A 25777-nucleotide genomic window follows, 5' to 3' on the forward strand; every position below is an offset into this window, starting at 1 on the left:
GAATTCGATCGTGAGCAGCTCACTTAGGATCGGCATTGTAGGTGGTGCAGGATGGCTTGGAAGTGCCATTGCTGGAGCAATCATCGATGCTAAGGTTCTCAAACCAAAAGATCTCACTCTGTCCTATCGAAGCAAACCGTCAACTCTCTTTCCGAACGCCAAATGGACGATGGACAATGAAGAGCTAGCGTCTCGGTCTGACGTACTCATTCTATCTGTCCGTCCAGGCGATTGGGATCAGTTGCATCTAAATGCACAAGGAAAACTCGTTATTTCAGTGATGCCGGGGATACGTGTCGACGAGCTCAGACTACGGCACAACACGGCGCGCGTGGTGCGGTGCATGCCAAATGCGGCAACAGCCGTGCAAATGTCGTACACGCCGTGGTTTACATCCTCTGCAGTTTCGCCGCCTGACCGTACGTTGACACGTTTGATCTTAGGCACTTGTGGATTGGAGGATGAAGTTCATAACGAGTATGACCTCGACTATTTCACGGGCCTCTCCGGCGCGGGCCCCGCGTTTCCAGCAATGCTCGGATCGTTGATGATCGATGAAGCCGTTGCTCACGGCATTTCCAGCAGATTGGCTGAGAGGGCCGTAAAAGCAGTACTGATCGGAACCGGACGTTTGCTGGATAGAACCGCAGCCTCTCCCAAAGATATGATTGAGTCCTTCATCAACTATCGGGGTACTACCGAAGCTGCAATTAAAGCGATGCTGGTAGCAGATATCGACCTGATCATCGCCAAAGGTCTGTCAGCGGCTTATTTCAAATCGTTAAGTAGAGAGGCAACATCAGAAAATTGATAACAGCCGGAAACGCGGCATTCCCGTTGTCAAAAGAAACGCCGCAAAAAGAAGGGAACGATAATGAAAAAACTATTCGCATCAACATGTCTTTTGGTTGGATTGCTGGGTGGAGCAACCAATGGTTATGCCACTGGTTGCGGCAATATCGTCATAGCTAGTATGAACTGGCAAAGCGCGGAGGTGCTTTCAAACCTCGACAAACTAATTTTGAATGAAGGGTATGGCTGTAGTGCGGACATTACCCTTGGAGATACGGTTCCGACAATCACCTCTATGGCAGAGAAAGGCCAACCAGACATAGCGCCGGAAGCATGGATCGATTTGCTTCCCGATGTTGTAGGCAAAGGTACTCAGGGCGGAAAAATCGTCCAGGTCGGCTCGCCTCTACCAGATGGCGGTATTCAAGGATGGTATATCCCCGCTTATACGGCACAGGAACATCCCGATATCAAAACTATTCCTGACATGCTCAAGCATCCAGAATTGTTTCCGTCTACCGATGATCCATCGAAGGGCGCTGTGTTGAACGGTCCCCAAGGATGGGGCGGAACCGTGACCACATCTCAGTTGTTTAAAGCTCTCAAAGGTGAAGCCGCCAATTTCAATTTGGTCGATACGGGTTCAGCCGCAGGTTTGGATGGTGCGATTGCGAAGGCATACGAGCGCAAACAGAACGTAGTGGCCTTTTACTGGGAGCCTACCGCGCTTTTGGGAAAATACCCAATGGTCAGGCTTGATCCCGGCGTTCGGCATGATGAAGCGGAATGGAAACGGTGTAATACCGTCGCTGATTGCCCAGATCCAAAACCAAACGCATTTCCGGTCGATCGGATCGTGACACTCGTAGCAAAAGGCTCGATCGAAAAACTCGGCTCCGATGCCATGAACTACTTGGAAAAGCGCTCGTGGAGCAATGACACCGTTGCGAAGTTAATGGCTTGGATGACAGAAAATCAAGCCTCTGGCGAGGACGGAGCGAAGCATTTTCTTAAGGAAAACAAAGATCTATGGACGAAGTGGGTATCCCCGGAAGCCGCGGAGAAAATCGAAGCTTCGCTCTAACTACACACCACTAGTTTACCTCAATGTACTGGAGGTATTGCGCTCAACTCCGCCGGTCTCTCGCGATTAGAGACCGGTGGGAAGTTACAACAAAGTTCGTTTTTACGGTCGCACTACATCCGACGAACGAGGAGCGATCCGAATAGGTTCGCCGACGGCCGCAACAACATTGGGGCAGCGTTTTAAGCATCACCAAGGTGAGAACAGCATCTCTTAAGCGCGGGAAAGAAGTGACGTTCAGAGAAAAGGGGAACACAATGGACTGGTTTACCAGATTCCCACATATGGACGACGATGCACTGCGTCGCCTCAAGCAGGTCATAGATGAAGGCTTTCGTTCATTCACGCGAAGCTATGGCGAGATTATAGAAGTCTTCTTCTCGCCATTGCAGCAATTTCTGCTCATGTCAGAACGTTTCATGACGCAAACGCCTTGGCCAATTATTCTCTTGATAATCTTGGTGATTGCATGGGTCGCAAGCAGAAGTCTAAAAATTGTTGTTGGATCGTTGGTCACACTTCTTACAATCGGTTACCTCGATATGTGGGAAGATGCGATGCGGACGATATCGATGATATTTGTCTGCACTGTATTGGCCATCATTATTGGCCTTCCAATCGGGATCTTTATGGCTCGCTCTGAGCGGTTACAAAGACTGATTAATCCCGTCCTTGACGTCATGCAAACCATGCCTAGCTTCGTCTACTTGATACCTGTTGTCATGTTGCTCGGGATTGGACGCGTTCCTGGCCTGATTGCCGTCGTAATCTATGCCATCCCCCCCATCATTCGATTGACAAATCTTGGGATACGTTTGGTTGATAGAGACGTTCTTGAAGCTGCGGATGCATTTGGTTCATCAAACTCCCAGAAACTCTTCAAGGTCCAGCTTCCCCTTGCTTTGCCGACCATCATGGCAGGGATCAATCAGACTATCATGATGGCGTTGGCGATGGTCGTTGTTGCCTCAATGATTGGCGTCCAAGGTCTCGGGCAGCCAGTTTTGAAAGCAATCGCAAATCAGTACTTCACTCTTGGAATGTTTAATGGTCTTGCGATCGTCGGCATCGCGATCATTTTTGATCGGATCAGCCAGGCCTATGGAAAAAGATTGCAGAAGCACCAGGAGATCGTTCATGGCTGACCTAAACTTTGACGGAATTAAAATACGTGAACTCTACAAGGTATTCGGCCCTGATGCGAAGACACATGTGGAAGCTGTACGAAAAGGCCTTTCAAAAGCCGAACTGAATGAGCGATACGGGCACGTGCTGGGCCTTAAAGACATAAACATCGAGATGCCCGCCGGCTGTATTCAGGTGATCATGGGATTATCTGGATCCGGTAAGTCAACTCTCATACGCCACATTAATCGCCTCATTGACCCAACCTCAGGTGAAGTCTTGGTAAACGGCAACGATGTGGTAAAAATGAACGCGGCAGATCTGCGTGAGTTTCGCAGACACCAGACAGCAATGGTATTTCAAAAATTCGCCCTGCTTCCCCATCGAAACGTACTAGATAATGCATTGTATGGCCTTGAAATTCAGGGGTTTGCACGCTCGAAAGCAATCGACGTTGCGATAGACTGGATAGAGCGGGTCGGTCTCAAAGGCTTCGAAAAAAAGTATCCTAATCAGCTTTCGGGAGGAATGCAGCAACGCGTAGGCCTCGCCCGGGCTTTAGCCAATGACGCGCCGGTTCTTCTCATGGACGAAGCGTATTCCGCTCTGGATCCCCTCATCCGAATGGACATGCAAACAGTATTGCTCGATCTGCAGAAAGAAATAAAGAAGACAATCGTTTTCATTACGCACGACCTTGATGAAGCCCTCAGACTAGGAGATCAGATCGCTATCCTTCGCGATGGAGAGATTATCCAGCAAGGAAACCGCCAAGATATTGTTCTTAAACCCATAGATACCTATGTCGCCAATTTTGTCAAAGAAGTTAACCGTGGACGAGTGATACAGGTTGAATCAGTTATGGAACACATTCCAACCGAGTATAATTTTGATTCCGCTTCAGTACAAAAAGGGACAACGGTCGAAGATGCCATTAAGGTTCTGGCTCGTATCGATGCAAATGATGTCGTCGTACTAGATGATATTGGGCGGCCTATTGGCAAAGTAGACCTCAAAACGCTAGCGGCAGCGACGGTTGCACCACATTTATGAATTGCAGTCGCAAATGGCGATAGAGAGTTGTTGTACTACAAAATCTGTTTAGGGCAGAACGTGACCTACCGCTGAACACAACTACGCTTCAGCGTCCGCGAATTGCTGTTTCAACAATAGCACTTTCGCTTTTAAGCGGCTTCGGTTGCTAACTACGATCGTTCGCTACGGAGTCATCATGAAGCGAGCCGCAGTATACGGTTTGGAACAAAGGCTCCAGAGCGCCGCGTTGGCAAATTTTCGCTAGGATGAACGTCCAGTTGCCGATGAGGAGGCCTGCAGAATAAGGTGCCTTGCGATCAGCAAGTAATTTTGTATAAATGAAGTTACGATGGCATGAGCAGACTGAAAAATATATCCTATGCAAAGCCAGAACGCTTGCCGGCTTCCGCTGGATACATTACCGCTTTTCTACAGAAACTAATTTATTATCTTCTGTGAAAACTAAAAGATACTGCTCGAACCGAGAGCCATCATCGCATGTTACTATCACTGGATTTTCAGAACCCTTTTTCAGATGTAATGCCGGGCGAATATCAGTGACAACACGACACCAGAAGCCTTCACCTCTAATGAGACGAGAAACCGTACGCTCCCCCACGCCGGCGAAAGAAAAGCACGAACTACACAGAAGTGAAATAAAAACAATCAATGTCCTGTACACAAGCCGTCCTTCCACTTTTATACCAAAGCTCTTCTGTCAATTAAGCTCTTTTCCGTAACTTTGCCCATACCTAGAATAGAGATTATAGCTTCACATTGTTAATTTTCAGACTTTGGCAAACGCTCGCGTCCTAGAATTCGATAAATACCTTCATGACATCTGCTACAATTTCGGCGGCCGGTTCTTCAGATACTCAGACGACATCCTATGATCGCGCCACGCAGCCAACGGTGCTATGGTCATCGGAGTCATGCCCATACCCGCGGAAACGAGCAAGACTGCCAGACCACGTTGCGTTTCGAACCAGCCTATCACGTGCGCCATCATAGGCGTAAAGACGGCGGCAGACGCCGCGCCGAACCGAAGACCGAAGACCGAAGAGGAGTTGGCATTTCGGTAACGGACCAGCCAGTGTCCTGTGCCATCAGCCGCAGGGAAACTGGTAGCGAAAAACATGGCTCCTATGGCAACGCAACCCAATAGGCCACCTGCAGCCACGATGACCCAGCGATAAGGCATGCTCAAATTATTCCCCGCATCTGCTTTCGCCATTCAGAAATTGGGGCAGGGTTTATGCCCCACGCACACGCGATTTCGCTATTACGGGCAACCGACTGTGTTTTGACCCGCGTTTTGGGATCAGCCCTGCGACGGTTTCCAGTCAGGTGACGGAATGGTATTGATCATCCAAGGAATACCGAACCTGTCGACCAAGGAGCCGAAGCCAGGCGACCAGAAGGTCTCGCCGAACGGCATGACCGCCTTGCCACCTTCAGACAGCTGATCGAACCAGCGCTGGCCCTCGATCTTGTTCTGGGTGTGCAAAGTGACGTCAAAGCCGTTTTTTGGCTTGTCGATATTTTGTGCCCACTGAACATCCATGTCTGCCCCCATCAGTGCCTGGTCACCAACCTCCAACCAACAATGCATCAACCAGGTTTTGTATTTCTCATCTGTAATAGGCATGTCAGGAGGACCGTCGCCATAGGGCATCGCGGCGGTGATCTTTCCGCCCAAGACTCTGGCATAGAATTCGAATGCTTCACGGCACTGGCCCTGAAAACTCAGGCTAGTTACGATCTTCATGACGGCCTCTCCCATTGAAGTTTAATGCGTCACGCGTCTGATACCATCTCTCTAGGCTCGAATCGGACCGCTCGCCCGGTATATCTAACTAAGTATTCAGGGATAGTTGCATCGTCGCAACTATTGGTTCCCTTCCCATACAATCTTAAGGTCAACGATCATCAATCGCGATTGGCAGCGTGTGATATATTGATATCAACGTAACTGCTGCTGAATGTCAACCTGATAGGTGAATGCTCCTGCCAATTTCAGTTTTGCAGCGGCACAAACAACGGGGGAGTAATCTGCGAAGACCAGTAATTCAGCGCGCGGGGAAGTCGCTACGGACAAATTGTATTCATCGACGGTAGAGGACCATACCGGCGTGATGGAGAATGTCATTGATAAAGCCGCCGTCTGCAGTAAAGCCGGTGTCGTCCCAGTATTCGATGTGAGTGCCTGTCACTTCGTAACGACCTTCGTAAGCGCGCTTACGCGCGCCCCGCGCCTCTATGTAACGGCCGTTGGGAAGAAGTTCATGTCGGATGTATCCGTCCTCAGTCACCCAGAGACCCACGTAAGGATGGTTGGCTAGCATTTCAGTTTTTCCCGCGATTATGGAAGGGGACAGAGACGTTGTGATAGCCAGGGCTACAAATATGCATTGCATGGTCGAATTCCTCGTTCAGTTTTCTAACGGCGTCAGCAAAAGAACGACCATCCGATGCGACCGTCACAGTAGCATGGAGCCCTACTCCGGACGCGGTTTGTCGTTGTCGATGACTTTCTGATTAGCGACGAGATCGAGAAATGCCTCCGCCTCAATAACCAACCCGCTCTCCATCCGGAATATCCATACGAACTGGTTACGGACGGTGCGCCCGACGTCGTGGTAGCCGTAGCTTCGAAACGAACAATGATCCTGTCCCCAACCGCCCAGACATTTTGGACATTCGGTGTTAGCGACTGTGCCCGCGGCTTAGCAGCGGGACTGAACCGCGCTGCATGAATTCTTGGGCACCGTTGGATGTATCGGCGACCGGTCTGGAACCATGGATCGTCTAGCCGATATCCGGTGAGAGAACGCCAAAGACATTGCCGCTTTCGGCGGTCCATTGTTCAAACGCCTCGCGCACAATAGTTTCGTTACGCACCTCAGTATCCGTCACCGATCCGACAGTAGCGCTGGCACAGCCGCAATGCTGAAAGCCAGCGCAATCAGCAGATTACGGACGTCGGGATAGCTATTTTCGACCCATGAGGTAAAAATCATGAGTTCAGTCCATTCCCAAAAAGTTGCGGGGATGACCGGGACACGGATCGTGCGCCTGAAGCCAAAGTACCGCCATATAGACCTCTTTTTAACTTCTCATCGCACGTCAGTTTGCTGAGGCAGTCGGGCGGATAGTTATCTCAGTCGTATCGACACCCGCTGGCGCTTCAATCGCATGCCTTACGGCACGTGCTATGTCAGAAGGCTGAAGCGCGATTGCGCGATAAGCATCCATCACGGCCGCGGTTTCCTGATGGGTGATGGTCGAGGCAAGTTCGCTGTCAACGACACCCGGATTGACGCAGGTGACACGTATCTTCGTGCTTTCCTGCCGCAGTCCGTCGGAAATAGCCCGGACCGCGAATTTAGTAGCGCAGTAAACCGCGGCTGTCGGCACCACCTGTAGCGCGCCGATGGAACCTATATTGATGATGTGGCCGCTCCCCTGAGCCTCCATGATCGGCAACGCCGCGCCGATGCCCCAGAGTACGCCCTTCACGTTGACGTCCACCATGCGCTCCCATTCGTCCTGCTTGCCAGCGACGAGCGGCGAGAGCGGCATGACACCGGCATTGTTGACCAGAACGTCAATACGTCCCCAATTATCCATGGCCGACTGGACGAACGCGGCCATGGACGAGCGATCGGTGACGTCCAGTGAACGAGCGTCCGCTATACCATCCGCATCGCAGATCTCTGCCGCGATTGCCTCGATCCGGTCGAGGCGACGTGCTCCCAACAATAGCCTAGCTCCGGCTCCGCCAAGCTCCCGGGCTATACCTTCACCGAGTCCGCTGGACGCACCCGTAATCAGAATGACCTTGTCCATGCTGTTTTCTCCTTTTATGTGCTGAAAGAGAAGATGGACGCTCGAGATCGATGATGGTATCCGTCATCTACTGGACTGAATGGTTAGCTATGCTGGACAATGAAAATCGATCTCAACCTTCTGCCGCTCTTTCTTGCCGTCGCCGAGGAGGATAATTTCCGAGCTGCTGCTGATCGACTGGGCGTGACGCGTTCGGCCGTCAGCCAGGGGATGCGACGACTGGAGGACGCATGTGGAACAGCGCTGGTTATGCGAACGACGCGTTCTGTACACCTGACGGAAGCGGGCGAGCTCCTGCACGAAGCGCTGTCCCAGCCTTTTTTGGATATCGAAACCGCCTTTGAAGCGGTATCAGTAGAGAACGTGCCCCGTGGACTCCTCAGGATCGCCGTCACCTCAATCGCGGAGCAGTTCCTTTCCGGACCGCTTATAGCTTCCTTTGCGGAGGCTAATCCCTATGTGACGGTTGATGTCACCGTCACTGACGGGGAGTTCGACATCGTAGCTGCTGGATATGATGCAGGCGTCAGATTGGGCGAGGTTATAGAACAAGACATGATCGCCATTCCCATAACCGGCGATCAGCGGGAGATGGTCGTGGCAAGTCCGTCCTATCTTGATCTCCACGGAGCGCCCATACATCCACGTGAGCTCGTTCGTCATCGCTGCATCGGTTGGCGTCCCGCGCCCAATGTCGCTCCATATCGCTGGGAATTTCAGGAGAACGGAATTCCGTTCGATGTGGCTGTCGAACCGCAGATCACTACCAACGATCTGCGCCTTATGCTACGCACCGCGCTCGCCGGAGGTGGCATCACCTTTGCGCCGGAAGAGACGTTCCGACCGTTCGTGGCGACGGGCGAATTGATGCCTCTGCTCAAAGAATTCCTGACGCCTTTCCCAGGGTTTTTCCTGTATTCCCACAGCGCCGCAACATGGCCCCCAAGCTACGAGCGCTGATCGAGCACATAAGGCGCTCGAACTCCCGTTGAGCGACTCATGTCACTCGAGCGCATCACACTTTGAATGGCGAACATTTGTCGTTTGCGAATTGGTTCTTGCGGATCATATGCGCTACTTAGATGCCCGCGACGTTAGCTGAGCTGAATGAAATCCGTTGAAACTCAACACGAGTTTTGTGATTCTTGATGAACGTCGATCCTGCTCAAGGATATTGTTCACACATTTGACCTGCAGAATTTCAATCAACCTGGCCGTACCAGTGATTTTCAGGATATTGTTTACAGCGCTCAAAGAGCATGAACTCAAGGTTTGGCAATCACGATCAACAGCCTGCTATAGTTAGGTCCATTTTCCTTTGACCTTTACACAAGTCTCGTCACCACGCCATAAGCCCAGTGTCGGCCGTTTACGTCTTTGTACCTGAACAGCAATCTGCGGTGTGTATCGAACAACCCAACGGTTCAAGGTAGCATGGCCAACATCTACACTACGTCCAGCTACTATTTCCTGAAGGTCACGATAAGAAACTGAATAATGGACAAAAAAACAGCATAGAAAATGACGCTTTGGCGAGATGGGCACCTTTGAATTCGACGGCCATCCGTTTTCGTGTCAAGCAATTATACGCACCGGTAGTGATATAACTAAACGGTAGTGAAATTTTGCGATATATTCCGCCACATCGTCATCTGATTTAAATGGCGGCGACCAATCACAGGAGCTGAGATTGGTATTGCGCAGGCGTTGACTGCTGCCAAGTCAGCACTTTGGAAAGATGATAACCGAGCGGCGATGCAAAGCTCTAATGCCTACCTCGAAGCACATGGCTTACCTCTCGAACGGTACCGTCAATTCTAATGGCAAGATATGACGTTTATTCCAATCCGCGTGGCGGCTATGTGCTCGACGTACAGGCTGATCTACTGGATGGCTTAGAACGCGCATTGTTATCCCGCTCATTATCAGAGCTTTGGCCCCATCCCTGCCAAACGGCTTAATCCGAGCTTTGAGATTAAAGGAAAGGAGCATGTCTTGGTCACACAATTCATGGCCGCAATTCCAGTGTCGGTACTGAAGAAATCAGTTACGAACCCTAATGCTTCGCATGATAAGATCGTATTTCATGGATTTTGAACTATACGGCTCGGTTATTCCATCTGTATGATTACATCCTCAGACCTGATTGCCCGTCAGAGCATGACTGCTCTATAGCACTCCAATTCAGCGCTTCATGCAGTTCAAAAATCCGATGCGGCAGCTCGTTCTGGAAAACCATCATTCGCGCCGATATACGCGATTATGCTTTAGCCTCCGTAGCCGCTGCTTCCGCCTGTATCTTACGTACGATCTCGTGACTTGCAGCAGCCGTATCGCTGCCACCTTCCACATGAACTGTGGGATAAGCGATCTTGATACCGTTTTCCTCAAAAGCCTTCTTGATCATCATGTTGGCTCGCCTCTTTATGCTAAATTGTGTCCCAGGCTTGGTCATTAGCTTCATCCGCAGCATGATCGAATACTCGCCGAAACTATCGATACCCTGCATCTTCAAGGGCTCGATCGTGTCTGCTGCAAATTCCGGATCCGCTGCCAGCTCCAGGCCGATCTGCTTGATGAGCTTGCGGGCCAATTCGACGTCCGAATTGTGGGTGACCCCGATCGTCATCTTCTCGATCACCCAATCGCGGCTCATGTTCTGGATGGCACCCAATTGGCCAAACGGGACGGTAAAGACCGGACCGCGATGGTGCCGCAGTCTTATCGAGCGCAGACTGAAAGATTCCACGGTCCCTTTATATGACCCACTTTGGATATACTCTCCGACACGGAATGCGTCATCGAGCATATAGAAAACCCCGCTTAGGATGTCTTTGACAAGAGTTTGTGCACCAAAGCCCACGGCAACGCCGAAGATGCCGGCACCCGCGATAAGTGGAAGAATCTGCACGCCCATGCCCGACAGAATTGTCAGCACAGCCACAATGGCAATGAATGCGGCAAGCGCGTTTCGGAATATCGGCAAGAGAGTGCGCAGGCGCCCCGAACGCGCGATCGCTGCGCCGCTACTATCGGCCGAATCGATGGGCCTCAACTGATAGTCAATCAACACCTTCGACAACTGCCATAGCAGGTCGGCTACAACCAGGATGATGATCGCGTTGAAAACGCCGTTGACCAAGCGCTCGCCGAGCCCATTTTCAGAGAGTGCCGCTGCGCTGAACTTCCACAAATACGCCAACCAGACGACGGCTACCCCGATGACTAGTGCCCTCGCCCCCCTGGCGACTATGACGTCGAATATCACGCCGACGGCACCAGTCGGCTTGTAATTGCCGGCAAGTGCCTGCGCCAACCGTCCGGTACCGCGCAGAACCGGTGGCAGCATGAGTGCATAGATGCCGATCCACAAGAGTCCTAGCATTCCGCCGACCCAGGCCAGCCAGAGAGCGATCAGGAAGAGGGTCAGCAGCACTCCTTTCAAAGCCAACGGGCGACGACCGGGTTGGTGCCAAACCACCTCGATTGCTACTGCCAATAGTCCAAGCCCCAGCAGATGTGATCCTATCTGGGAAACTTCTGGCGAAAAGCCGACAATGCGCATGATGCTGACTATCGCCCAGCCGAATAGGAAAATGCCGACGATAACGCTTATACGCCAACGCCAAAAGCTTGCCGTTGCGACGCGGGCCACGTCCATTTGCTGCTCAGGAAGTATCTCAAACATCGTGTCGTCGGACGGCTGGTCTGGCAAAGCCGAAGCCCCCATGGCCAACAGGATAGTGGCAGGGCTGCAGATGGCTCGCACCAAGCGAAACGTGATAATGGCTACAAGGAGGGTCAATACGATCCCGCGCAATAGTGGTGGCCATTCCAATGCTAGAAATGACCCGATACTGGCCAACGTGAAGGTCAGTAGAGCGGCCAAATTGGTCAGGACTACCTGCGGAACCCAATCTCTCCCGTAGGATAGTGCTTTCTTCGACAGTAGTTGCCTAACCAGCCATTCTGCACCGAAACCTACTGTCAACAGCACCGCCAAGATCAGGATCACAAGGCCCGGCCTGCCGTAATTGACGTCACGTGCGATTATATCGGCAGCGTTCGCCATTTCCTGAGGAATGCGAGGCACTGCATCGGCAAGTCCTACGAGACGATTGCGAACTGCAGTTTCCCAACTCGCAAACATGTCGGAAAGCGCCGGCGCAGCTGCGGACTGCGGAGCGGCTTTGTGTTCCAGCCATGCCTTGACGTCCGGCTCATTGAGCACCTCAAGAAGTTGCCTCACTTTCTCGGGCGGCACTTGGTCGGAAGCTCCTTGCGCCCAACCGATTCCCTGCAAAATCGATAATAAGATCAATGTGATCAACACCATCGCGCAAGTTCGCAGAACCACAACTATTCCCATCGTCAATGCTCCATGTCTGTAGCATCAACCTCTGGCCGAATGGGCGAAGCAGAAGCCTTGACGGATACGACAATTACTACCTTGAAGACCGCGCTGGACGAGAAACCAGGGTACCTCAAACCGATCTTCCCTCCCTTGCATGTTCAAAGTCATCGAAAGAAGGAGGCCCGCCCGTAAATAAGGCGACATTGTTTTGTAAGATTGAAGTAACGGCAAAGAAAGTGCAATAGCGATTTTTCCCGAGATACGTATCGACACATCAGTGGATTGCGTTATGTTTGAGGATCGCTTGAGCCGTTTGATTACCAGCCAAAACATTCACTGCCTCCGGCACAAAAGCACGGTTTAGGCTCTTGTAGAAGAACAGAATCTTCAACCAGCAAAGAACCTCTCCGATTTTGACGCATTGGGTTGATCAACAAACCAGCGATGTCTGTTAAGCCGAAGCATGAACATACTGAACATTGTGAGAGCGCTAGCTTACCAATATCTCGCCCTCTTCCAAAGTTTGCTTATGTCAATATAGAGCAGGCGCGGCTAAACATACCTCAAGGTATTCCCGCTTCGTGGATACTCGACCAAGAGAAGCCGTCTGACGGCTTGATACTGTCATTGCCGAACACCACTGTATTGGCGAGCTTTCAGTAGATGTCCCTCGTATCTGTTCGAGAGCATGGTCCGAAATTCGGCAGGACCCCGATCCCGCTTGATTTTTCAATCAAGTCATCAAAATGGTGAGGGCTCCGTGCCCCAACATCGCGCGACACGCACTTTCATTCCGAAAGCATATTCTGATTGCGGCTACGTTCTAGCGTCAGTTCCGCAGTGGTCTGGCCGAGCCGTTTTGCCAGTTCCCGCATTATTGTGATGGCCATTTCCGGATAATCACTTAGGATTTTCGTGAAGTGTTCCTTGCTGATGCGTAAGGTTTCCAGAGGCGTCACCGCTCTCACCGTGGCGGTGCGCCCCATATCGCACAGGATGCCGATTTCACCGACGATGGAGTTGGGCTGGGCCTCCGCAACTTTGATCGGCCCACCTGGTGTATCAACGAGAATATCCGCGTCTCCCAAAAGGATCACATAGGCAGCGTCTGATATGTCGCCCTGACGAAACAGAGTCTCACCAGGCTCGAAAGTCACACGGTCAGAGGTGAAGGCGAGAAGCTTCAGCTTCGCCGGCTCTATACTGGCAAAGAACGGCATGCGCCGCAGCATTTCGACCTCATCCTTCAACAACATCGATTTTCCCTTCATCAAGCCTTACGATAGCAACTCCTTGAGCGGCCCATCCTCTCGGATCAGCGCCTCATATGTGCCGTCCTGAACCACCCGTCCCTGATCGAACACGATAACGCGGTCGAATTCGCTTGCGAAAGAAAAATTGCTCAAGGCCCATATTATTGCGGGTTTATGACCTTCTTTATGCAGGGTGTGCATAATATTCCCCGCGATCATGATCTGGATACGCTGATCTAGTGATGGCAGCGGTCGGTTGAACACCACGTAATCGGCATGCTTGAGCAAAGCACGTGCCATATTGATTTTCTGACGCTGTGCGCTGGTTAGTCTCTTGCCGCCCGAACCGACATCAAAATCAAGACCGATGATCATGATCGTGCGCTGCTGGTCCGTATCCTCGAATAATTTGATAAGGGTCGATCGGATTTTCTCCGATGCATTCATCTGTCCATAGCTTATCTTGCCAAATAGAAGATTGTCGAGAAGCGTGGCGTGCTTGATAAAGCGGTCCGGTTCGTAAGGCTCAATCACGGCGCGCAGATCCTTCGGCGTATCTCGCAGAAAACGTGTTCTGGCCTTGACAATCTTGGCCTTCAACTGGTTGGTCAGAAGACCGAAACGATGTCGTGGCTCAATATAGGCGAAGCTAAGACGTACGATGTTGACGCGATCTTCGTCTGTGACCTCCTCAACGCTGAGGCCCTTCACGCGTTGCAAAAGCGTCTCGTAAGCAGGAATGTCTTCCGGCCGCATGAAGGTCAGTTGCTGAAAGAAGGGGTGGTCCGCGGGCAGATCGCGGAAAAGCTCGATAGCGTTTTCGGCGATTTCGAGGCTCATGGTGTAAAGGTCTACGAGAAGGTCGTTCTCGGCAATTACCTCGCGGAAAAAGGGATGCGCAGCCAGTTGTCGGATGGTCATAGAAGAGCGATCCAGCACGCCGAACAGCAGATTTTCGCCCACCGTCGCCTGCGCGTTATAGACATCCGGCTCAAAGGGGATGACTAGTGCCGCCATATCGCCGCCGTCAAGCCGCTCGCGCAGCGCCTGCCTGAGTTCAACGATACGCGCGATGAATTCAGGATGAGCGATCGTATCGACCTTTGATAGAAGCGCTATATCGAAAATGTCCTGGGTCACCATTACTGCATCGAGAACGGGGCGCACGATGGCGTAAAGCTCAACCGGCCCTGCGATGCCCACCGATGCGTAATCGACCCAATCGCTATTAAGATCGAAATCGGGATTTCGTGCGCGGCACGCCTCCGTGATTTGCCAGCGCCGTTTTACCGCGTCATCGCCCTCATAGGCGACCTCGGTCAGCGGTGCATGCTTCAAGCCGTAGAGCAGATTGTCACGTAGGGAACCGCGGAAAAAATAACCGTCACCCGATGCATAGGCAATGCGCCGCCCGGTGATAGATTCAGGCAGCTCGAGCAGATCATGACTGTCGATGGAAACTCGTCCGGACGAGGGCCAGACAAGCCGGCCGAGCAGCTCGGCAAACACGTCGCTGCCACTGCCCGCAGGTCCGATCAACGCCACGGTCTCGGTTGGTTTTAGCTCGATGCTGACATGTTCCAGAAGCGACGCGCCGCTGTCGTCCTGCACCGTGACATTGGTGATGACGAGCGGCTGATCGAGCGGGGAAACTGTATCGTAATGGACGGATTGTACCTTCGGGTCGATGAGATTATCGACGCTGAACTGCTCGACCACCTGCGCATATTTGACCTGAACGTCTTGCCGGCTCTGGTCCCAGTCGATCAGTTCCTTGAGCGGACCAGGCAGATCCTTATAGGCGTTGATGACGGCGACGAGCTGGCCAATATCGAGTCGGCCCTGGAGCGCGAGAATGCCGCCGATCATGTAGAACAGGAACGGCGTGACCTGTGCCAGGAAATTATTGATAAACTTGACCAGAAACTTCCACTGGTAGAGATCATAGCGGATGGCGAAGATCTGACCGAGACGGTTGGCGATATCGGCACGCTCGAAATTCGACGTGTCGTTGCTGTGGATAGCACTGATACCCTCAACGATCTCACCGACGCGCCCCGAAAGCTCACGCGCGGTCAGTTGGCGCTGGCGCCCCAATTCCAGAAGTCGCTTACGCATCCGGGGAATGATAATGCCCTGCGCGGCAACAATGACTGCAGCGATCATGCCAAGCCAGAAATTTTGCATTAGGATGAAGATGAGCGCGGTTGCCGCCTGCCCCCCGAGGAGCGCCGGCTGCACAAAGGCGTCGCCGGTGAAGCCTCCGAGCGGCTCTACTTCATCCTTGATCATGGTGGCAATTTCGGCCGAGCGCACACGTTTAAAATGGAATGGCGGGAAACGCAGTACCCGATCTACCAGTTCGAAGCGGATGCGCCGCAGCATTCGCTCGCCGAGCCGGCCCTTATAGGTATTGATATAGAGCTTGAAGAGCCCGTTGATCACGACCAGCAGCAGGAACACCATGCTGAGGCCGATGAGCATTTGGACGCGGTTAAGCTGTAGACCACCGAAGAAGACTACCTCGCCTAAAATCGGGAAATCATAGGTGATGCGCATAAATGTCTGCGTGGCACCTGGTTTCTCAAAGCCTATGCCCTGAATGGGACCGTTGATGATCTGCTTGGGCAGGTCGAACGACAGGAAATATGGAATCATCGAGACGGCGACGACAAAAAGAATCCAGGCTTGCTGGGCGCGTGTCGTGGACCAGATATAGCGGGCTAGGTTCTTTTCCATGAGTTCCGTTTGAGATCAAGGGCCCGCCGGGCTGTGCTGTTATGGTGGCAACGCAGTCAATCGCTCTATCTATACCTATGCATTTCGCGAAACATCCTCCGCTTGTGCCAGTATATTTCTAGTGCGGTTGCAGCAAAATGGAAGTATCTGCTGTCACATAAAGGCGGCATAATAAGGTTTAACGCAGCTTCACGTTGCGGGGTGCCCAGCGCCAATGTAGCTAACTGCGGCGATATAGAAAATAGCGCTTCGCCGGGACATTCTGCGGTATCGGCATTGACGTCAATTCCGGGTGTTCGAGCGGCAGACCGCTAGCGGCCATACCCCCCTGTTTCAACAAGCGGGCCACGGCATCGGGCAGCCAAGTCAGCGTCATTGCGTCCAGATCGTCATGACCGGTACCGATATCGGCATGCACAAGCGCTGCCTCAATACCATAAAAATCCCTGATCGTGTCCTTGATTTCACCCACCACCAGATTGTCTCTGTCAGGCGTCGAGCTTTCGAAGGAACGCGTCACGCGATCGAATGCGATGATACGGCGATCGGGAAACAGCTCCCTGATATGATCGTATGTGCGACCATTGCCGAGACCGAACTCCAAGATCATGCCCGGGATTGCGCGTACATCGTCGGTAATGCTGTTCAGGATATCACGCTGGGCACAGAGACGGCGAATGAAACTGTCGAGACGACTCATGATTTGTTCTTCAATCTGAATAGTGCCCGAAAAATCTCGCTCACATAACGACGAACTTAAAGTTAACTATAACTGACATGACATGTTTTAAAAATCCACTATAATAGCAACTTGCATACAATCTGGCCTCTGGCACAGGATGAATTCTTGAAGCGTTACTTTCGTAAACTCCGCGACAAGCTCGCAACCCAATTTTTCGACACCAGATACGGTCGCGAATTGTTGATCCATGGTATCGGCCCCCGCGCCTTGTCGGTGACCGTCGATTGCGGCGACCATGTCATGACGTTCTCCCCTTCCGACTATATCGGCAGGAAGGTTTTCCGCAAGGGACATTTTGAGCGCGATCATGTCACAAGATTGCTGACCATCATGCAAGATCGTGGGTTGCCGACGGATGGGAAGATACTGCTGGAAATTGGCGGTAATATCGGCACCCAGACCGTCTATTTTGCGTTCAGCAAGGCCTTCGCGCGTATCATCAGCGTCGAGCCGGATCCGCGCAATTTCAAGCTCCTGCAATTAAACATCGCCCAGAATGACCTGGACGGAAGCGTCACGCCGGTCCGTTGCGCGGCAGGAGACAGCGAGGGCGAAATAGAATTCTTCCAGCACCTTAACAATCATGGCAAGAGCAGCATGGTGCGCCGCAGCCCAAACGACATTTCCATTTCCGTGCCAGTCAAACCGGTTTCGCGCATTCTGCAGGAATACGGTGTTTTCGCCAACGAAGTCGGCCTGGTCTGGATGGACATCGAGGGATACGAGCCGGTGGCGATCGGTACTATGCAAGACCTGATGTCCCGCCGCGCGCCGATCTACACCGAGTTCACATCCGAATTCTACGGCCCCGATAGAACCCGAAAATTTGTCAAGACACTTTCGTCGTTCTACGAAAATTGTCTGATCTTCATTGGAGAAGAGATTTCCGAGATCAAGGTTCGAGAGATCCCGCTGAACAAGAAACAGTTCGACGTGCTGCTTTTGCCCTGAAAGTTCCGATAGCATATTCGCGGTCCCGCACGATGACCACGGTCACATTCCTCAAAAATGAACCGCGCTATGCTTTGACGATATTGTCACCGCTGATGCCACGGCGTCCGAACACATTTCGGGTATCGACAATCAATGGCGCCCAGTTGACCAGCGCCTGATAATCGATCTGATCGTGATCGGTGGCGACGAGCACAGCGTCGAACTTCTTTATTGCCTCTTCTGTCAGTTCGACCGAGCTGCGGCCACGAAGTTCGATATATTCACGTGTAGCCGGAATCGTCGCGACGAACGGATCGTGATAACCGGTCGATCCGCCGCGAGCCTCGATAAGCTCGATAAGCTTCAGTGATGGGCTTTCGCGGATATCAGGAACATTTTTCTTGTAGGCAAGTCCCATGATCAGAATGCGCGAGCGGCTGACAGCCTTACCATGGCGGCGGTCGAGCGCTTCAGCCAGCCGGTCGACGACGTGGCGCGGCATGGCCGAATTGATCTCGCCGGCAAGTTCGATGAAGCGTGTCGGCAGGTCGTATTCGCGCGACTTCCAGGTCAAATAAAACGGATCGATAGGAATGCAGTGACCGCCAAGTCCGGGCCCCGGATAGAACGGCATGTAGCCAAACGGTTTCGTCTTGGCAGCTTCGATCACTTCCCAAATATCAATTCCCATAGCTTCGTAGACGACCTTCAGTTCGTTGACGAGAGCTATATTGACCGCTCTGAAGATGTTTTCCGTCAGCTTTACCGCCTCGGCGGTTGCGTTGGACGAGACCGGAACGACAGTTTTGACGGCGGCGCCGTAGAATGCAGTCATGAGCTGGGAGGCCACCGATCCGTCACCAGCCACAATCTTCGGGATGTTCGAAGTTTCGAAATCGCGGTTGCCGGGGTCTTCGCGTTCAGGCGAAAAACCAAGGAAGAAATCCCTGGTTGAGCGAAGCCCGGTCTTCTCCAGGATCGGTCGCACCACACTATCCGTGGTGCCAGGATAGGTGGTGGATTCCAGCACGATCAGTTGACCGGATTTCAAGGTTCTGGCAATCGCATCAGACGTTTTGACGACGAAAGATAGGTCAGGATCCCGCTGTTTAGTCAACGGCGTTGGAACGCAGATGATGATGATATCGCAATCGCCAAGGCTGGAAAAATCAGTCCTAGCGCGGAAACGACCTTCGCCAACATGGCGGCGCAGCAGCGTATCGGAAACTGACTCTATATAGGATTTTCCATCGTCAATCATGACGATCTTGCCAGGATCAATATCGAAGCCAATAACACTAAAACCGCTATTAGCGATGGTCATAGCCAAAGGCAAGCCGACATAGCCAAGGCCGATGACACCCACTTGCGCCGAGCGATTAGCGATTGCGGTAAACAGGTTTCCATTAAGCGGGGCAGAGTCGGTCACGATCATGGCTCTCCGGCAATTGACTTCCTTCAGTGGCGGATTTGCGGGCTCGATGTCAAGTATGCCGCTTGGAGGCAACTCCACGTTCTGGCTTTACCGGGAATACACGTTATATTAGTCGGCATGGTTTGCCGAGAACATGTAATGAAGCGGCAGATAGGTGGAGAGAACAACAAGCGATGGACATTCACCGGATTACTTTATCCGAAACATTGCTCAGTCCAGTTTTATACTGGCTACAACAGTCCGCGCTTAACGGCGCAAGCCTGGAAACCCTAGCCGAAGGGTTCTGCGAAAGGCTGGCTGCGGCCGGTGTGCCGCTGATGCGCGTCCATCTGAGTTTTTCAATGTTGCACCCGCTCTACGACGCGCTAGGTTTTACCTGGATACGTGGCAAAGGCATGGAAATCGAAGGATTTCGTGCTTCGGCTAGCGAGAAGGATACAGAGCGATATCTCAATAGCCCCTACTTCTATCTTCTCAGCAACAACCTGCGGCATCTGCGTCGTCAGATCGACCCGTCTGTACCGTCGGAATTCGCGGTTTTCGATGATCTGAAGGAAATCGGCGCTACTGACTATCTTGCCTTCGTACACTCCTTCGGCGAGGGCAACAGCCAGGGCATGGTTGGTTCTTGGACGACAGATATCCCGGGTGGCTTCGGCGAAGATGTGGTTGAGACATTGCTGGAAATCCAAAACAGCCTTGCAGTTGCAACGAAGATGGCAGTGCTGGGTAAGCTCGCGGACAACATGGTTACCACTTATCTCGGTAGTAATGCCGGCAAACGCGTGTTGTCTGGCCAAATCCGCCGCGGAGATGGGGAGACCATTCGCGCAGTACTCGTTATGGGCGATATGCGACAATCGACCAACCTCGCCGACAAGGCAGGCAGGCAGGTCTATATCGATACCCTTAACGAATTTTTCGACGCAATCGCAGCACCGTTCAACAAGAATGGTGGCGAAATTCTGAGTTTTATTGGAGACGGGTTTCTTGCGGTCTACCCCTGCGGACGTCACCGGGAGCCGTCCCAGATCGCCGCTCGCGCGGCAATGGCCGCAACGCGGCAGGCCGCTGCCGCCATGCTCGACATGAACAACGAGCGAAAGAAGAAGGGGCTCGATGAGATCCGCTACGGGATGGGTCTACATGTCGGTAATGTAATGTTCGGCAATGTTGGACTTAAGGACCGACTGACGTTCTCCACCTTCGGCAGCGCAGTTAATGAAGTGTCGCGGTTGCAGGGACTGACTAGGCTCTATCCCGATCACCCAATCATCGCCAGCAAGGCGTTTACCACTTATTGCGACGGTGACTGGATGGTGCTGGGTGAGAAGAAACTACGCGGTGTCCAGGACAAGGTGACGATACTGGCGCCCGGCGAAAAGAACATGAAGATGAACAGCTTCGAGACGACCGGCAAAATCAAACCGGATGCGGGCTCAGAGGCCGAGCAGGTGATGCTGCTTTTCCGCAATTCCCGCGAACAAAAAAAGCCCCCGAAACTTGAGGGGAACCTCGTGTAATGATGAAGACATGTGCTGTAGCATTAATTATATTCGCATCCTTTGTCAGAGTCCAAGCGATTGCCGATCCATTGAGCCAACCCCTTTTCGACACTTTCGACGGAGATGATTTCTCGTCCACAGGCGGGCTTTATTATCGCGACAATCGTGAACAAAAAGCCGGATCCGTCGAGTTCCAGAGTGCAGTCACCCGCACCGGAGCTCGCGCCCTGAAACTGAGCGTGCGGGCCGGTTGCGAGGCAGCAACAGACAATTGCAGCGAACGGGCGGAAATTTGGGAAAAAACCGAACTCCGCGTCCCCTATGACAAAGCTGTCTGGTATGGTTTTGCCGTCAAGTTTGCTGACCCTATCCCCCAGGACGACCATCGTTACGTGATCGCCCAATGGAAGCGTGAAATTGGCCCTGAAGCGAAAGGCGACTTTAGCCCGTTTCTGGCGGTACGGCTCAATAAGGGCAAGCTCTTCGTCACAGTAGAAACAAATTATCACCCCCCCATCTCCACGGGGATCAAGGGCACGGCCGCGATATGCGACAAAGGCTCGACGCCGGTTTGGTTGCGTCCGGAAACCAACCAGATGCGAGCGGTCGTTGCGACCGACGACAACTGGATTACCGAAGATGGCGATCTCTTCACAGCATGCACGGACAAAATCACCGTCACGCCACGTGGCAACAGCCTTCCCTCTCCCGACTCCGGATGGATCGACTTTGCGATCATGACGAAACCCGGACCGGACGGAACCGGCCGTATCGAGATTTTTGCCAACGACCTCTGGATCTCGACAATCAAGGGCTATATCGGCCACAACGATCCCGGATTGGGCAAGAACCAGTATTTCAAATTTGGGCCATATCGTGCGGCTGGAACTGGTGAATGGTCGCTGTACTATGATGACTTCCGCAGGTCGGCCAAATGCAAAGACGTCCTTCGCAACAGCAACGCATGTAGCCTTATCAAGTAGCCTCCACCCGACAGGAAGCATTTTCTACCGCGTATCTTTCCGTCACGGTTTGGCAACTACTGAACGAGCTGAACCTAGTCATGGACTCATTGGCATTCGTGCGCTAGCGTTTATTTTGGGGTACCCGCACTGGAAACACGCAACCGTGAAGGCCCGCAAGTATGATCTCCGGTACGGATCTCTTGAGGATCGAAAATCTGAGCATTTCCTTCAGCTTGCTGGGGGGGGACATCATGGCCGTGAAAAAAGCGGATCTACGTGTCCTGCCAGGCAAAGTCACTGCCCTTGTCGGTGAATCCGGCTCTGGAAAATCTATAATAAGTCAAGCGGTTATGGGAATCCTGCCGCGCACTGCTTCCGCAGGCGGGAAAATACTTTTCCAGGACCCTGCTAAACCCCGCCAGCCGCCAGTCGACATTCTCAGCCTACCACCAGATGGTCGGGAGATACGCGCTTTGCGCGGTAGCCGTATTGGCAAGATTTTCCAGGAGCCACTGACCTCGTTGTCGCCGCTCCATACAATCGGCAACCAGATTTCCGAAGTGCTGTCGATCCATACTAAAGATACAAAGGCCGAGCGGCGCGAGCAGACCGAGCAAATGCTTGGCCTTGTAGGCTTTCAGAACCCGGCTCGCGCCTATGACAAATATCCGTTCGAGCTGTCCGGCGGCATGCGTCAGCGCGCCATGATTGCCATGGCGCTCATATGTAAGCCATCGCTACTAATAGCCGACGAACCGACCACCGCGCTTGATGTAACGATCCAGGCACAGGTCCTCGAGTTGCTGGGCGAACTACGGGCCAAGCTCAATATGGCAATGTTGCTCATCACTCATGATCTGGGCGTTGTTGCCAATGTCGCCGACGAGGTCGTCGTTATCTATCACGGCGAGATCATGGAATCCGGACCGGCCGAAACGATATTCCACAAACCAGCCCACCCCTATCTCAAGGGACTAATGGCCGCCGTGCCGCATTTCGACATGAAGCCGGGCGAAAGATTGAAATCCTTGCGCGACGTGCCTGTCGATGTCGCCAAATTGATGGGCAAGAGAAAAGCCATCACTGATGATCGCAACAATGTGCTGCTCTCCGTGCGTAATGTCTCCAAGACCTTCGCAGCCCGCAAAACACTCTTCGCGAAAGATGACGGGCCGGCGACGCGCGCAGTCAATGACGTTAGTTTCGATGTCTTGCGCGGCGAATGCTTCGGCCTGGTAGGCGAGAGTGGTTGCGGCAAGACCACACTGAGCAAGATCCTGATGCGCGCCATCGCGCCAGAAGCCGGGTCGGTGACCTTCAACGGCAACACAGGCCCGATCAATGTCCTCAATGCCAGCGGCAGCGAACTGCAAGCGTTGCGCACCAAAATCCAGATGGTGTTCCAGGACCCGGTATCGTCGCTGTCGCCGCGCATGACCATCCAGAATATTCTCAGCGAGCCGCTGGAAATTCACGGACGCGGAAATGTCAAATCCCGGCTGGACAAGGTTGCTGACCTGATGGACGTGGTCGGCCTTAGCCGACGCTATCTCAATCGCTATCCGCACGGTCTCTCGGGCGGTCAGCGCCAGCGCGTCGGCATCGCGCGGTCTTTGGCACTCGGCCCGGAACTCATCTTGTGCGATGAGCCCGTATCGGCCCTCGATGTGTCCGTTCAGGCGCAAATTCTCAACCTTCTCAAAGACTTGCAAAAGGAGCTCGGGCTTACTTACATTTTCATTTCGCACAATCTGGCGGTCGTGGACTATATGGCCGACCGGATCGCCGTCATGTGTGGCGGACGGATTGTTGAAATCGCTCCACGCCGCACCTTGATGCGGTCGCCCGTCCATCCCTATACGAAGTCGCTGCTCGCAGCTGTCCCGTTTCCCGACCTTGACCGTCCGCTTGACTTCGGCAAGCTCAGAATCAGCGGCGCGTCCGACAAACGCAACTGGGGTATTCAGTTCCGCAACGACGGTCCTGAAGACATGTTAACGCCGACGGATCTGGGCGATGGGCACCTCGTGCTTGCGCGCAGGACGGCAAATGTGCGGGAGTTGAAGCCTTGATCAATCGGCGTACGGCTCTGGGCGTGTTTGCTTCCTGCTTTCTGCCTGCTGTTTTGCGGGCGGATCCGGCTCTGCCGAGCTATTCACTGCCGCAGCCGGGCGCGCTACCCGATCTGGCCGACCGCCTCCCCAAAACACCAAGGGTCGTCAATATGGCGGCCCTTGGTCGCAAACCCGGCATCAACGGAGGTGTCATCCGGACCCTAATCGGCAACCAGAAAGACATCCGCCTGATGACGCTCTACGGCTATTCCCGTCTGGTTGGCTATGACGAAAAACTCAACATGCATGCGGATATTCTCGAAAGCTTCGAGACGGTTGAGGACAGGGCTTTCACCTTCAAGATCCGCGCCGGGCATCGTTGGTCGGATGGTTCCTATCTGACATCGGAGGATTTCCGCTATAGCTGGGAAGACGTGATGCTCAATACGGAGCTGAAGCGAGGCGGACCGCCGAGGGTCTTGCTGGTCAACGGAAGGCCGCCACGTTTCGAAGTCATTGACGAGTTGACTGTCAGATATAGCTGGGATGCACCCAATCCGGATTTCCTGCCGCAACTGGCGGCGCCACAGGCGCTGACGATTGTTCTGCCGTCGAAATACATGAAGCAATTTCACAAGACCTATCAGGACAACTTCCGGCTTTCGTCACTGATGAAGCAATACCGCGTCAAGAAATGGACTGATCTTCATTTCAATATGGCGCGTAGCTATCGCCCCGAAAACCCGGAACTGCCGACGCTCGATCCATGGCGCAACACAACCGCATCACCTGCCGAGCAGTTCGTTTTCGAGCGCAACCCATATTTCCACCGCGTCGATGAAAATGGCCTGCAATTGCCCTATGTCGACAAAGTGATCCTGAACATCAGCTCTCCAACAATCATTGCCGCCAAGACCGGCGCAGGTGAAAGTGATCTGCAGGCACACGGCATCGACTTTTCCGATTACGCCTTCCTGAAGGATTCCGAGAAGCGGTTTCCGGTCAAGGTCAGCTTGTGGAAGCGCACGGAAGGCGCGCGGGTAAGCCTGATGCCCAACCTCAATGCCGGCGATGCCATCTGGCGGGCGCTCTTTTGGGATGTGCGCGTGCGCCGCGCGCTGTCGCTCGCAATCGACCGGACCGAAATCAACAAGGCGGTGTTCTACGGGCTCGCTATTGAAAGCGCCAACACCATCCTGCCCGAAAGCCCGCTGTTCAAACCTGGATACAAAACGGCGTGGAGTACCTATGATCCAGCACAAGCAAACGCCCTGCTGGACGCCGCCGGACTGCAATTGCGTGACGAGAACGGGACGCGCCTGCTGTCCGACGGTCGTGCCGCAAAGATCGTCGTGGAAACCGCTGGCGAAAGCACGTTAGAGACAGACATCCTCGAGCTCATCACAGATCACTGGGCGAAGGTCGGCATCTCGCTGTTCATCCGAACATCTCAGCGGGACGTCTTCCGCAGCCGGGCCATGGGTGGCGAAATCATGATGTCGATGTGGTCGGGGCTAGATAATGGCATCCCGACGGCCGACATGAACCCGGGCGAACTCGCCCCGACCTCGGACGATCAATTGCAGTGGCCGGTCTGGGGCATGTATTACATGTCGAACGGAATGAAGGGCCATCCTCCGGAAATTCCCGAGGTAAAGCAGCTTATCGAGCTTCTTGGCCAATGGCGGGATTCCAGTGACATGACTGAGCGAGCCGCTATCTGGGCGCAGATGCTGGATATCTATTCGCAACAGGTGTTTTCCATCGGTATCGTCAACAGCACACCCCAACCAGTCTTGCGTGCAGCCAGTCTCCAGAATGTACCGGATAAAGGGCTATACGGCTTCGACCCGACCAGCTTTCTCGGGGTTTTTATGCCAGATGCGTTCTGGTATGGAAAGGATGCCTGACC

20 protein-coding genes and 3 pseudogenes are annotated in these 25777 nt (G+C 53.1%); 12 read left to right on the plus strand and 11 right to left on the minus strand.

The window, feature by feature from the left end; genetic code table 11:
• Nucleotides 1-10: 10 nt before the first annotated feature.
• From CQZ93_RS24325 to CQZ93_RS24340, 4 genes are all read left to right on the plus strand, one after another.
• Entirely contained in the window at nucleotides 11-811 is an 801-nt protein-coding gene (locus tag CQZ93_RS24325) for a pyrroline-5-carboxylate reductase family protein (protein ID WP_105545060.1), read from the plus strand.
• Between the two features lie 63 nt (nucleotides 812-874).
• Complete coding sequence (locus CQZ93_RS24330) at nucleotides 875-1876, plus strand: ABC transporter substrate-binding protein (protein ID WP_105545061.1); 1002 nt, start codon at nucleotides 875-877, stop codon at nucleotides 1874-1876.
• Between the two features lie 257 nt (nucleotides 1877-2133).
• Nucleotides 2134-3021: an ABC transporter permease gene (locus CQZ93_RS24335; protein WP_105545062.1), complete on the plus strand. Its 888-nt coding sequence runs from the start codon at nucleotides 2134-2136 to the stop codon at nucleotides 3019-3021.
• Nucleotides 3014-4054: a quaternary amine ABC transporter ATP-binding protein gene (locus tag CQZ93_RS24340; RefSeq protein WP_105545063.1), complete on the plus strand. Its 1041-nt coding sequence runs from the start codon at nucleotides 3014-3016 to the stop codon at nucleotides 4052-4054. Before CQZ93_RS24335 ends, CQZ93_RS24340 begins: the two co-directional genes overlap by 8 nt.
• Before the next feature lie 880 nt (nucleotides 4055-4934).
• Here CQZ93_RS24340 and CQZ93_RS24345 read toward each other — a convergent pair.
• The 5 genes and pseudogenes from CQZ93_RS24345 to CQZ93_RS24360 all read right to left on the minus strand — a co-directional run.
• Nucleotides 4935-5270 (minus strand): annotated as a pseudogene (locus CQZ93_RS24345) (MFS transporter); the annotation flags it as partial.
• Nucleotides 5271-5357: 87 nt separating this feature from the next.
• Nucleotides 5358-5804, minus strand: coding sequence for a VOC family protein (locus CQZ93_RS24350; RefSeq protein ID WP_105545064.1), 447 nt, complete (start codon nucleotides 5802-5804; stop codon nucleotides 5358-5360).
• A 195-nt stretch (nucleotides 5805-5999) separates the two neighbouring features.
• Nucleotides 6000-6185: a hypothetical protein gene (locus CQZ93_RS26745; protein WP_181153519.1), complete on the minus strand. Its 186-nt coding sequence runs from the start codon at nucleotides 6183-6185 to the stop codon at nucleotides 6000-6002.
• Nucleotides 6142-6453 (minus strand): Atu4866 domain-containing protein, encoded by a 312-nt coding sequence (locus tag CQZ93_RS24355; protein WP_105545065.1) that lies wholly within the window; start codon nucleotides 6451-6453, stop codon nucleotides 6142-6144. The genes CQZ93_RS26745 and CQZ93_RS24355 overlap by 44 nt, the downstream gene beginning before the upstream one ends.
• Nucleotides 6454-7162: 709 nt before the next feature.
• A complete protein-coding gene (locus CQZ93_RS24360; RefSeq protein ID WP_105545066.1) occupies nucleotides 7163-7885 on the minus strand; it encodes an SDR family oxidoreductase in 723 nt (240 codons plus the stop codon).
• A 99-nt stretch (nucleotides 7886-7984) separates the two neighbouring features.
• Between CQZ93_RS24360 and CQZ93_RS24365 the strand changes: the two are divergent.
• A pseudogene (locus tag CQZ93_RS24365) lies at nucleotides 7985-8877 on the plus strand (LysR family transcriptional regulator).
• Between the two features lie 23 nt (nucleotides 8878-8900).
• Here the strand turns inward: CQZ93_RS24365 and CQZ93_RS24370 are convergent.
• Nucleotides 8901-9449: pseudogene (locus CQZ93_RS24370) on the minus strand (transposase family protein).
• 131 nt (nucleotides 9450-9580) lie between these two features.
• Between CQZ93_RS24370 and CQZ93_RS24375 the strand changes: the two are divergent.
• Entirely contained in the window at nucleotides 9581-9706 is a 126-nt protein-coding gene (locus CQZ93_RS24375; protein WP_286154292.1) for a type II toxin-antitoxin system CcdA family antitoxin, read from the plus strand.
• A 153-nt stretch (nucleotides 9707-9859) separates the two neighbouring features.
• Entirely contained in the window at nucleotides 9860-9982 is a 123-nt protein-coding gene (locus tag CQZ93_RS27070; protein WP_286154293.1) for a putative type II toxin-antitoxin system PemK/MazF family toxin, read from the plus strand.
• Nucleotides 9983-10145: 163 nt separating this feature from the next.
• Here the strand turns inward: CQZ93_RS27070 and CQZ93_RS24385 are convergent, their stop codons facing one another.
• From CQZ93_RS24385 to CQZ93_RS24400, 4 genes are all read right to left on the minus strand, one after another.
• Nucleotides 10146-12254 (minus strand): mechanosensitive ion channel family protein, encoded by a 2109-nt coding sequence (locus tag CQZ93_RS24385; RefSeq protein ID WP_105545068.1) that lies wholly within the window; start codon nucleotides 12252-12254, stop codon nucleotides 10146-10148.
• Nucleotides 12255-13027: 773 nt separating this feature from the next.
• The gene (locus CQZ93_RS24390) at nucleotides 13028-13495 is read right to left on the minus strand and encodes a cyclic nucleotide-binding domain-containing protein (protein ID WP_105545069.1); all 468 of its coding nucleotides are present in this window, start codon (nucleotides 13493-13495) and stop codon (nucleotides 13028-13030) included.
• A gap of 21 nt (nucleotides 13496-13516) precedes the next feature.
• A complete protein-coding gene (locus CQZ93_RS24395; protein WP_105545070.1) occupies nucleotides 13517-16231 on the minus strand; it encodes an ABC transporter ATP-binding protein in 2715 nt (904 codons plus the stop codon).
• A 220-nt stretch (nucleotides 16232-16451) separates the two neighbouring features.
• Nucleotides 16452-16931, minus strand: coding sequence for a class I SAM-dependent methyltransferase (locus tag CQZ93_RS24400; RefSeq protein ID WP_105545071.1), 480 nt, complete (start codon nucleotides 16929-16931; stop codon nucleotides 16452-16454).
• Nucleotides 16932-17051: 120 nt separating this feature from the next.
• On the opposite strand from CQZ93_RS24400, the gene CQZ93_RS24405 reads away from it, so the two are divergent.
• Nucleotides 17052-17924, plus strand: a complete 873-nt coding sequence (locus CQZ93_RS24405; protein WP_105545299.1) for an FkbM family methyltransferase — start codon at nucleotides 17052-17054, stop codon at nucleotides 17922-17924.
• Nucleotides 17925-17991: 67 nt separating this feature from the next.
• Here the strand turns inward: CQZ93_RS24405 and CQZ93_RS24410 are convergent, their stop codons facing one another.
• On the minus strand, nucleotides 17992-19335 hold the full coding sequence (locus CQZ93_RS24410) for a nucleotide sugar dehydrogenase (protein ID WP_286154254.1): 1344 nt from the start codon (nucleotides 19333-19335) through the stop codon (nucleotides 17992-17994).
• 179 nt (nucleotides 19336-19514) lie between these two features.
• Here CQZ93_RS24410 and CQZ93_RS24415 point away from each other — a divergent pair, with 179 nt between their 5' ends.
• The 4 genes from CQZ93_RS24415 to CQZ93_RS24430 all read left to right on the plus strand — a co-directional run bounded on the left by CQZ93_RS24415 (nucleotide 19515) and on the right by CQZ93_RS24430 (nucleotide 25775).
• Entirely contained in the window at nucleotides 19515-20864 is a 1350-nt protein-coding gene (locus tag CQZ93_RS24415) for an adenylate/guanylate cyclase domain-containing protein (protein ID WP_105545073.1), read from the plus strand.
• Nucleotides 20864-21829, plus strand: a complete 966-nt coding sequence (locus CQZ93_RS24420) for a polysaccharide lyase family 20 protein (protein WP_105545074.1) — start codon at nucleotides 20864-20866, stop codon at nucleotides 21827-21829. The genes CQZ93_RS24415 and CQZ93_RS24420 overlap by 1 nt, the downstream gene beginning before the upstream one ends.
• A 161-nt stretch (nucleotides 21830-21990) precedes the next feature.
• Nucleotides 21991-23883, plus strand: a complete 1893-nt coding sequence (locus CQZ93_RS24425) for a dipeptide ABC transporter ATP-binding protein (protein WP_105545075.1) — start codon at nucleotides 21991-21993, stop codon at nucleotides 23881-23883.
• Entirely contained in the window at nucleotides 23880-25775 is a 1896-nt protein-coding gene (locus CQZ93_RS24430) for an ABC transporter substrate-binding protein (protein ID WP_105545076.1), read from the plus strand. Before CQZ93_RS24425 ends, CQZ93_RS24430 begins: the two co-directional genes overlap by 4 nt.
• Nucleotides 25776-25777: the final 2 nt, after the last annotated feature.

Source organism: Ochrobactrum vermis (assembly GCF_002975205.1).
Lineage (GTDB): Bacteria > Pseudomonadota > Alphaproteobacteria > Rhizobiales > Rhizobiaceae > Brucella > Brucella vermis.

What these genes read in the sequence shown, in the direction of transcription:
- CQZ93_RS24330 (WP_105545061.1), top strand. Translation starts at nt 875, where the DNA reads ATGAAAAAACTATTCGCATCAACATGTCTTTTGGTTGGATTGCTGGGT.
- CQZ93_RS24335 (WP_105545062.1), top strand. Translation starts at nt 2,134, where the DNA reads ATGGACTGGTTTACCAGATTCCCACATATGGACGACGATGCACTGCGT.
- CQZ93_RS24340 (WP_105545063.1), top strand. Translation starts at nt 3,014, where the DNA reads ATGGCTGACCTAAACTTTGACGGAATTAAAATACGTGAACTCTACAAG.
- CQZ93_RS24350 (WP_105545064.1), bottom strand. Translation starts at nt 5,804, where the DNA reads ATGAAGATCGTAACTAGCCTGAGTTTTCAGGGCCAGTGCCGTGAAGCA.
- CQZ93_RS26745 (WP_181153519.1), bottom strand. Translation starts at nt 6,185, where the DNA reads ATGACATTCTCCATCACGCCGGTATGGTCCTCTACCGTCGATGAATAC.
- CQZ93_RS24355 (WP_105545065.1), bottom strand. Translation starts at nt 6,453, where the DNA reads ATGCAATGCATATTTGTAGCCCTGGCTATCACAACGTCTCTGTCCCCT.
- CQZ93_RS24360 (WP_105545066.1), bottom strand. Translation starts at nt 7,885, where the DNA reads ATGGACAAGGTCATTCTGATTACGGGTGCGTCCAGCGGACTCGGTGAA.
- CQZ93_RS24385 (WP_105545068.1), bottom strand. Translation starts at nt 12,254, where the DNA reads ATGGGAATAGTTGTGGTTCTGCGAACTTGCGCGATGGTGTTGATCACA.
- CQZ93_RS24390 (WP_105545069.1), bottom strand. Translation starts at nt 13,495, where the DNA reads ATGTTGTTGAAGGATGAGGTCGAAATGCTGCGGCGCATGCCGTTCTTT.
- CQZ93_RS24395 (WP_105545070.1), bottom strand. Translation starts at nt 16,231, where the DNA reads ATGGAAAAGAACCTAGCCCGCTATATCTGGTCCACGACACGCGCCCAG.
- CQZ93_RS24400 (WP_105545071.1), bottom strand. Translation starts at nt 16,931, where the DNA reads ATGAGTCGTCTCGACAGTTTCATTCGCCGTCTCTGTGCCCAGCGTGAT.
- CQZ93_RS24415 (WP_105545073.1), top strand. Translation starts at nt 19,515, where the DNA reads ATGGACATTCACCGGATTACTTTATCCGAAACATTGCTCAGTCCAGTT.
- CQZ93_RS24420 (WP_105545074.1), top strand. Translation starts at nt 20,864, where the DNA reads ATGATGAAGACATGTGCTGTAGCATTAATTATATTCGCATCCTTTGTC.
- CQZ93_RS24425 (WP_105545075.1), top strand. Translation starts at nt 21,991, where the DNA reads ATGATCTCCGGTACGGATCTCTTGAGGATCGAAAATCTGAGCATTTCC.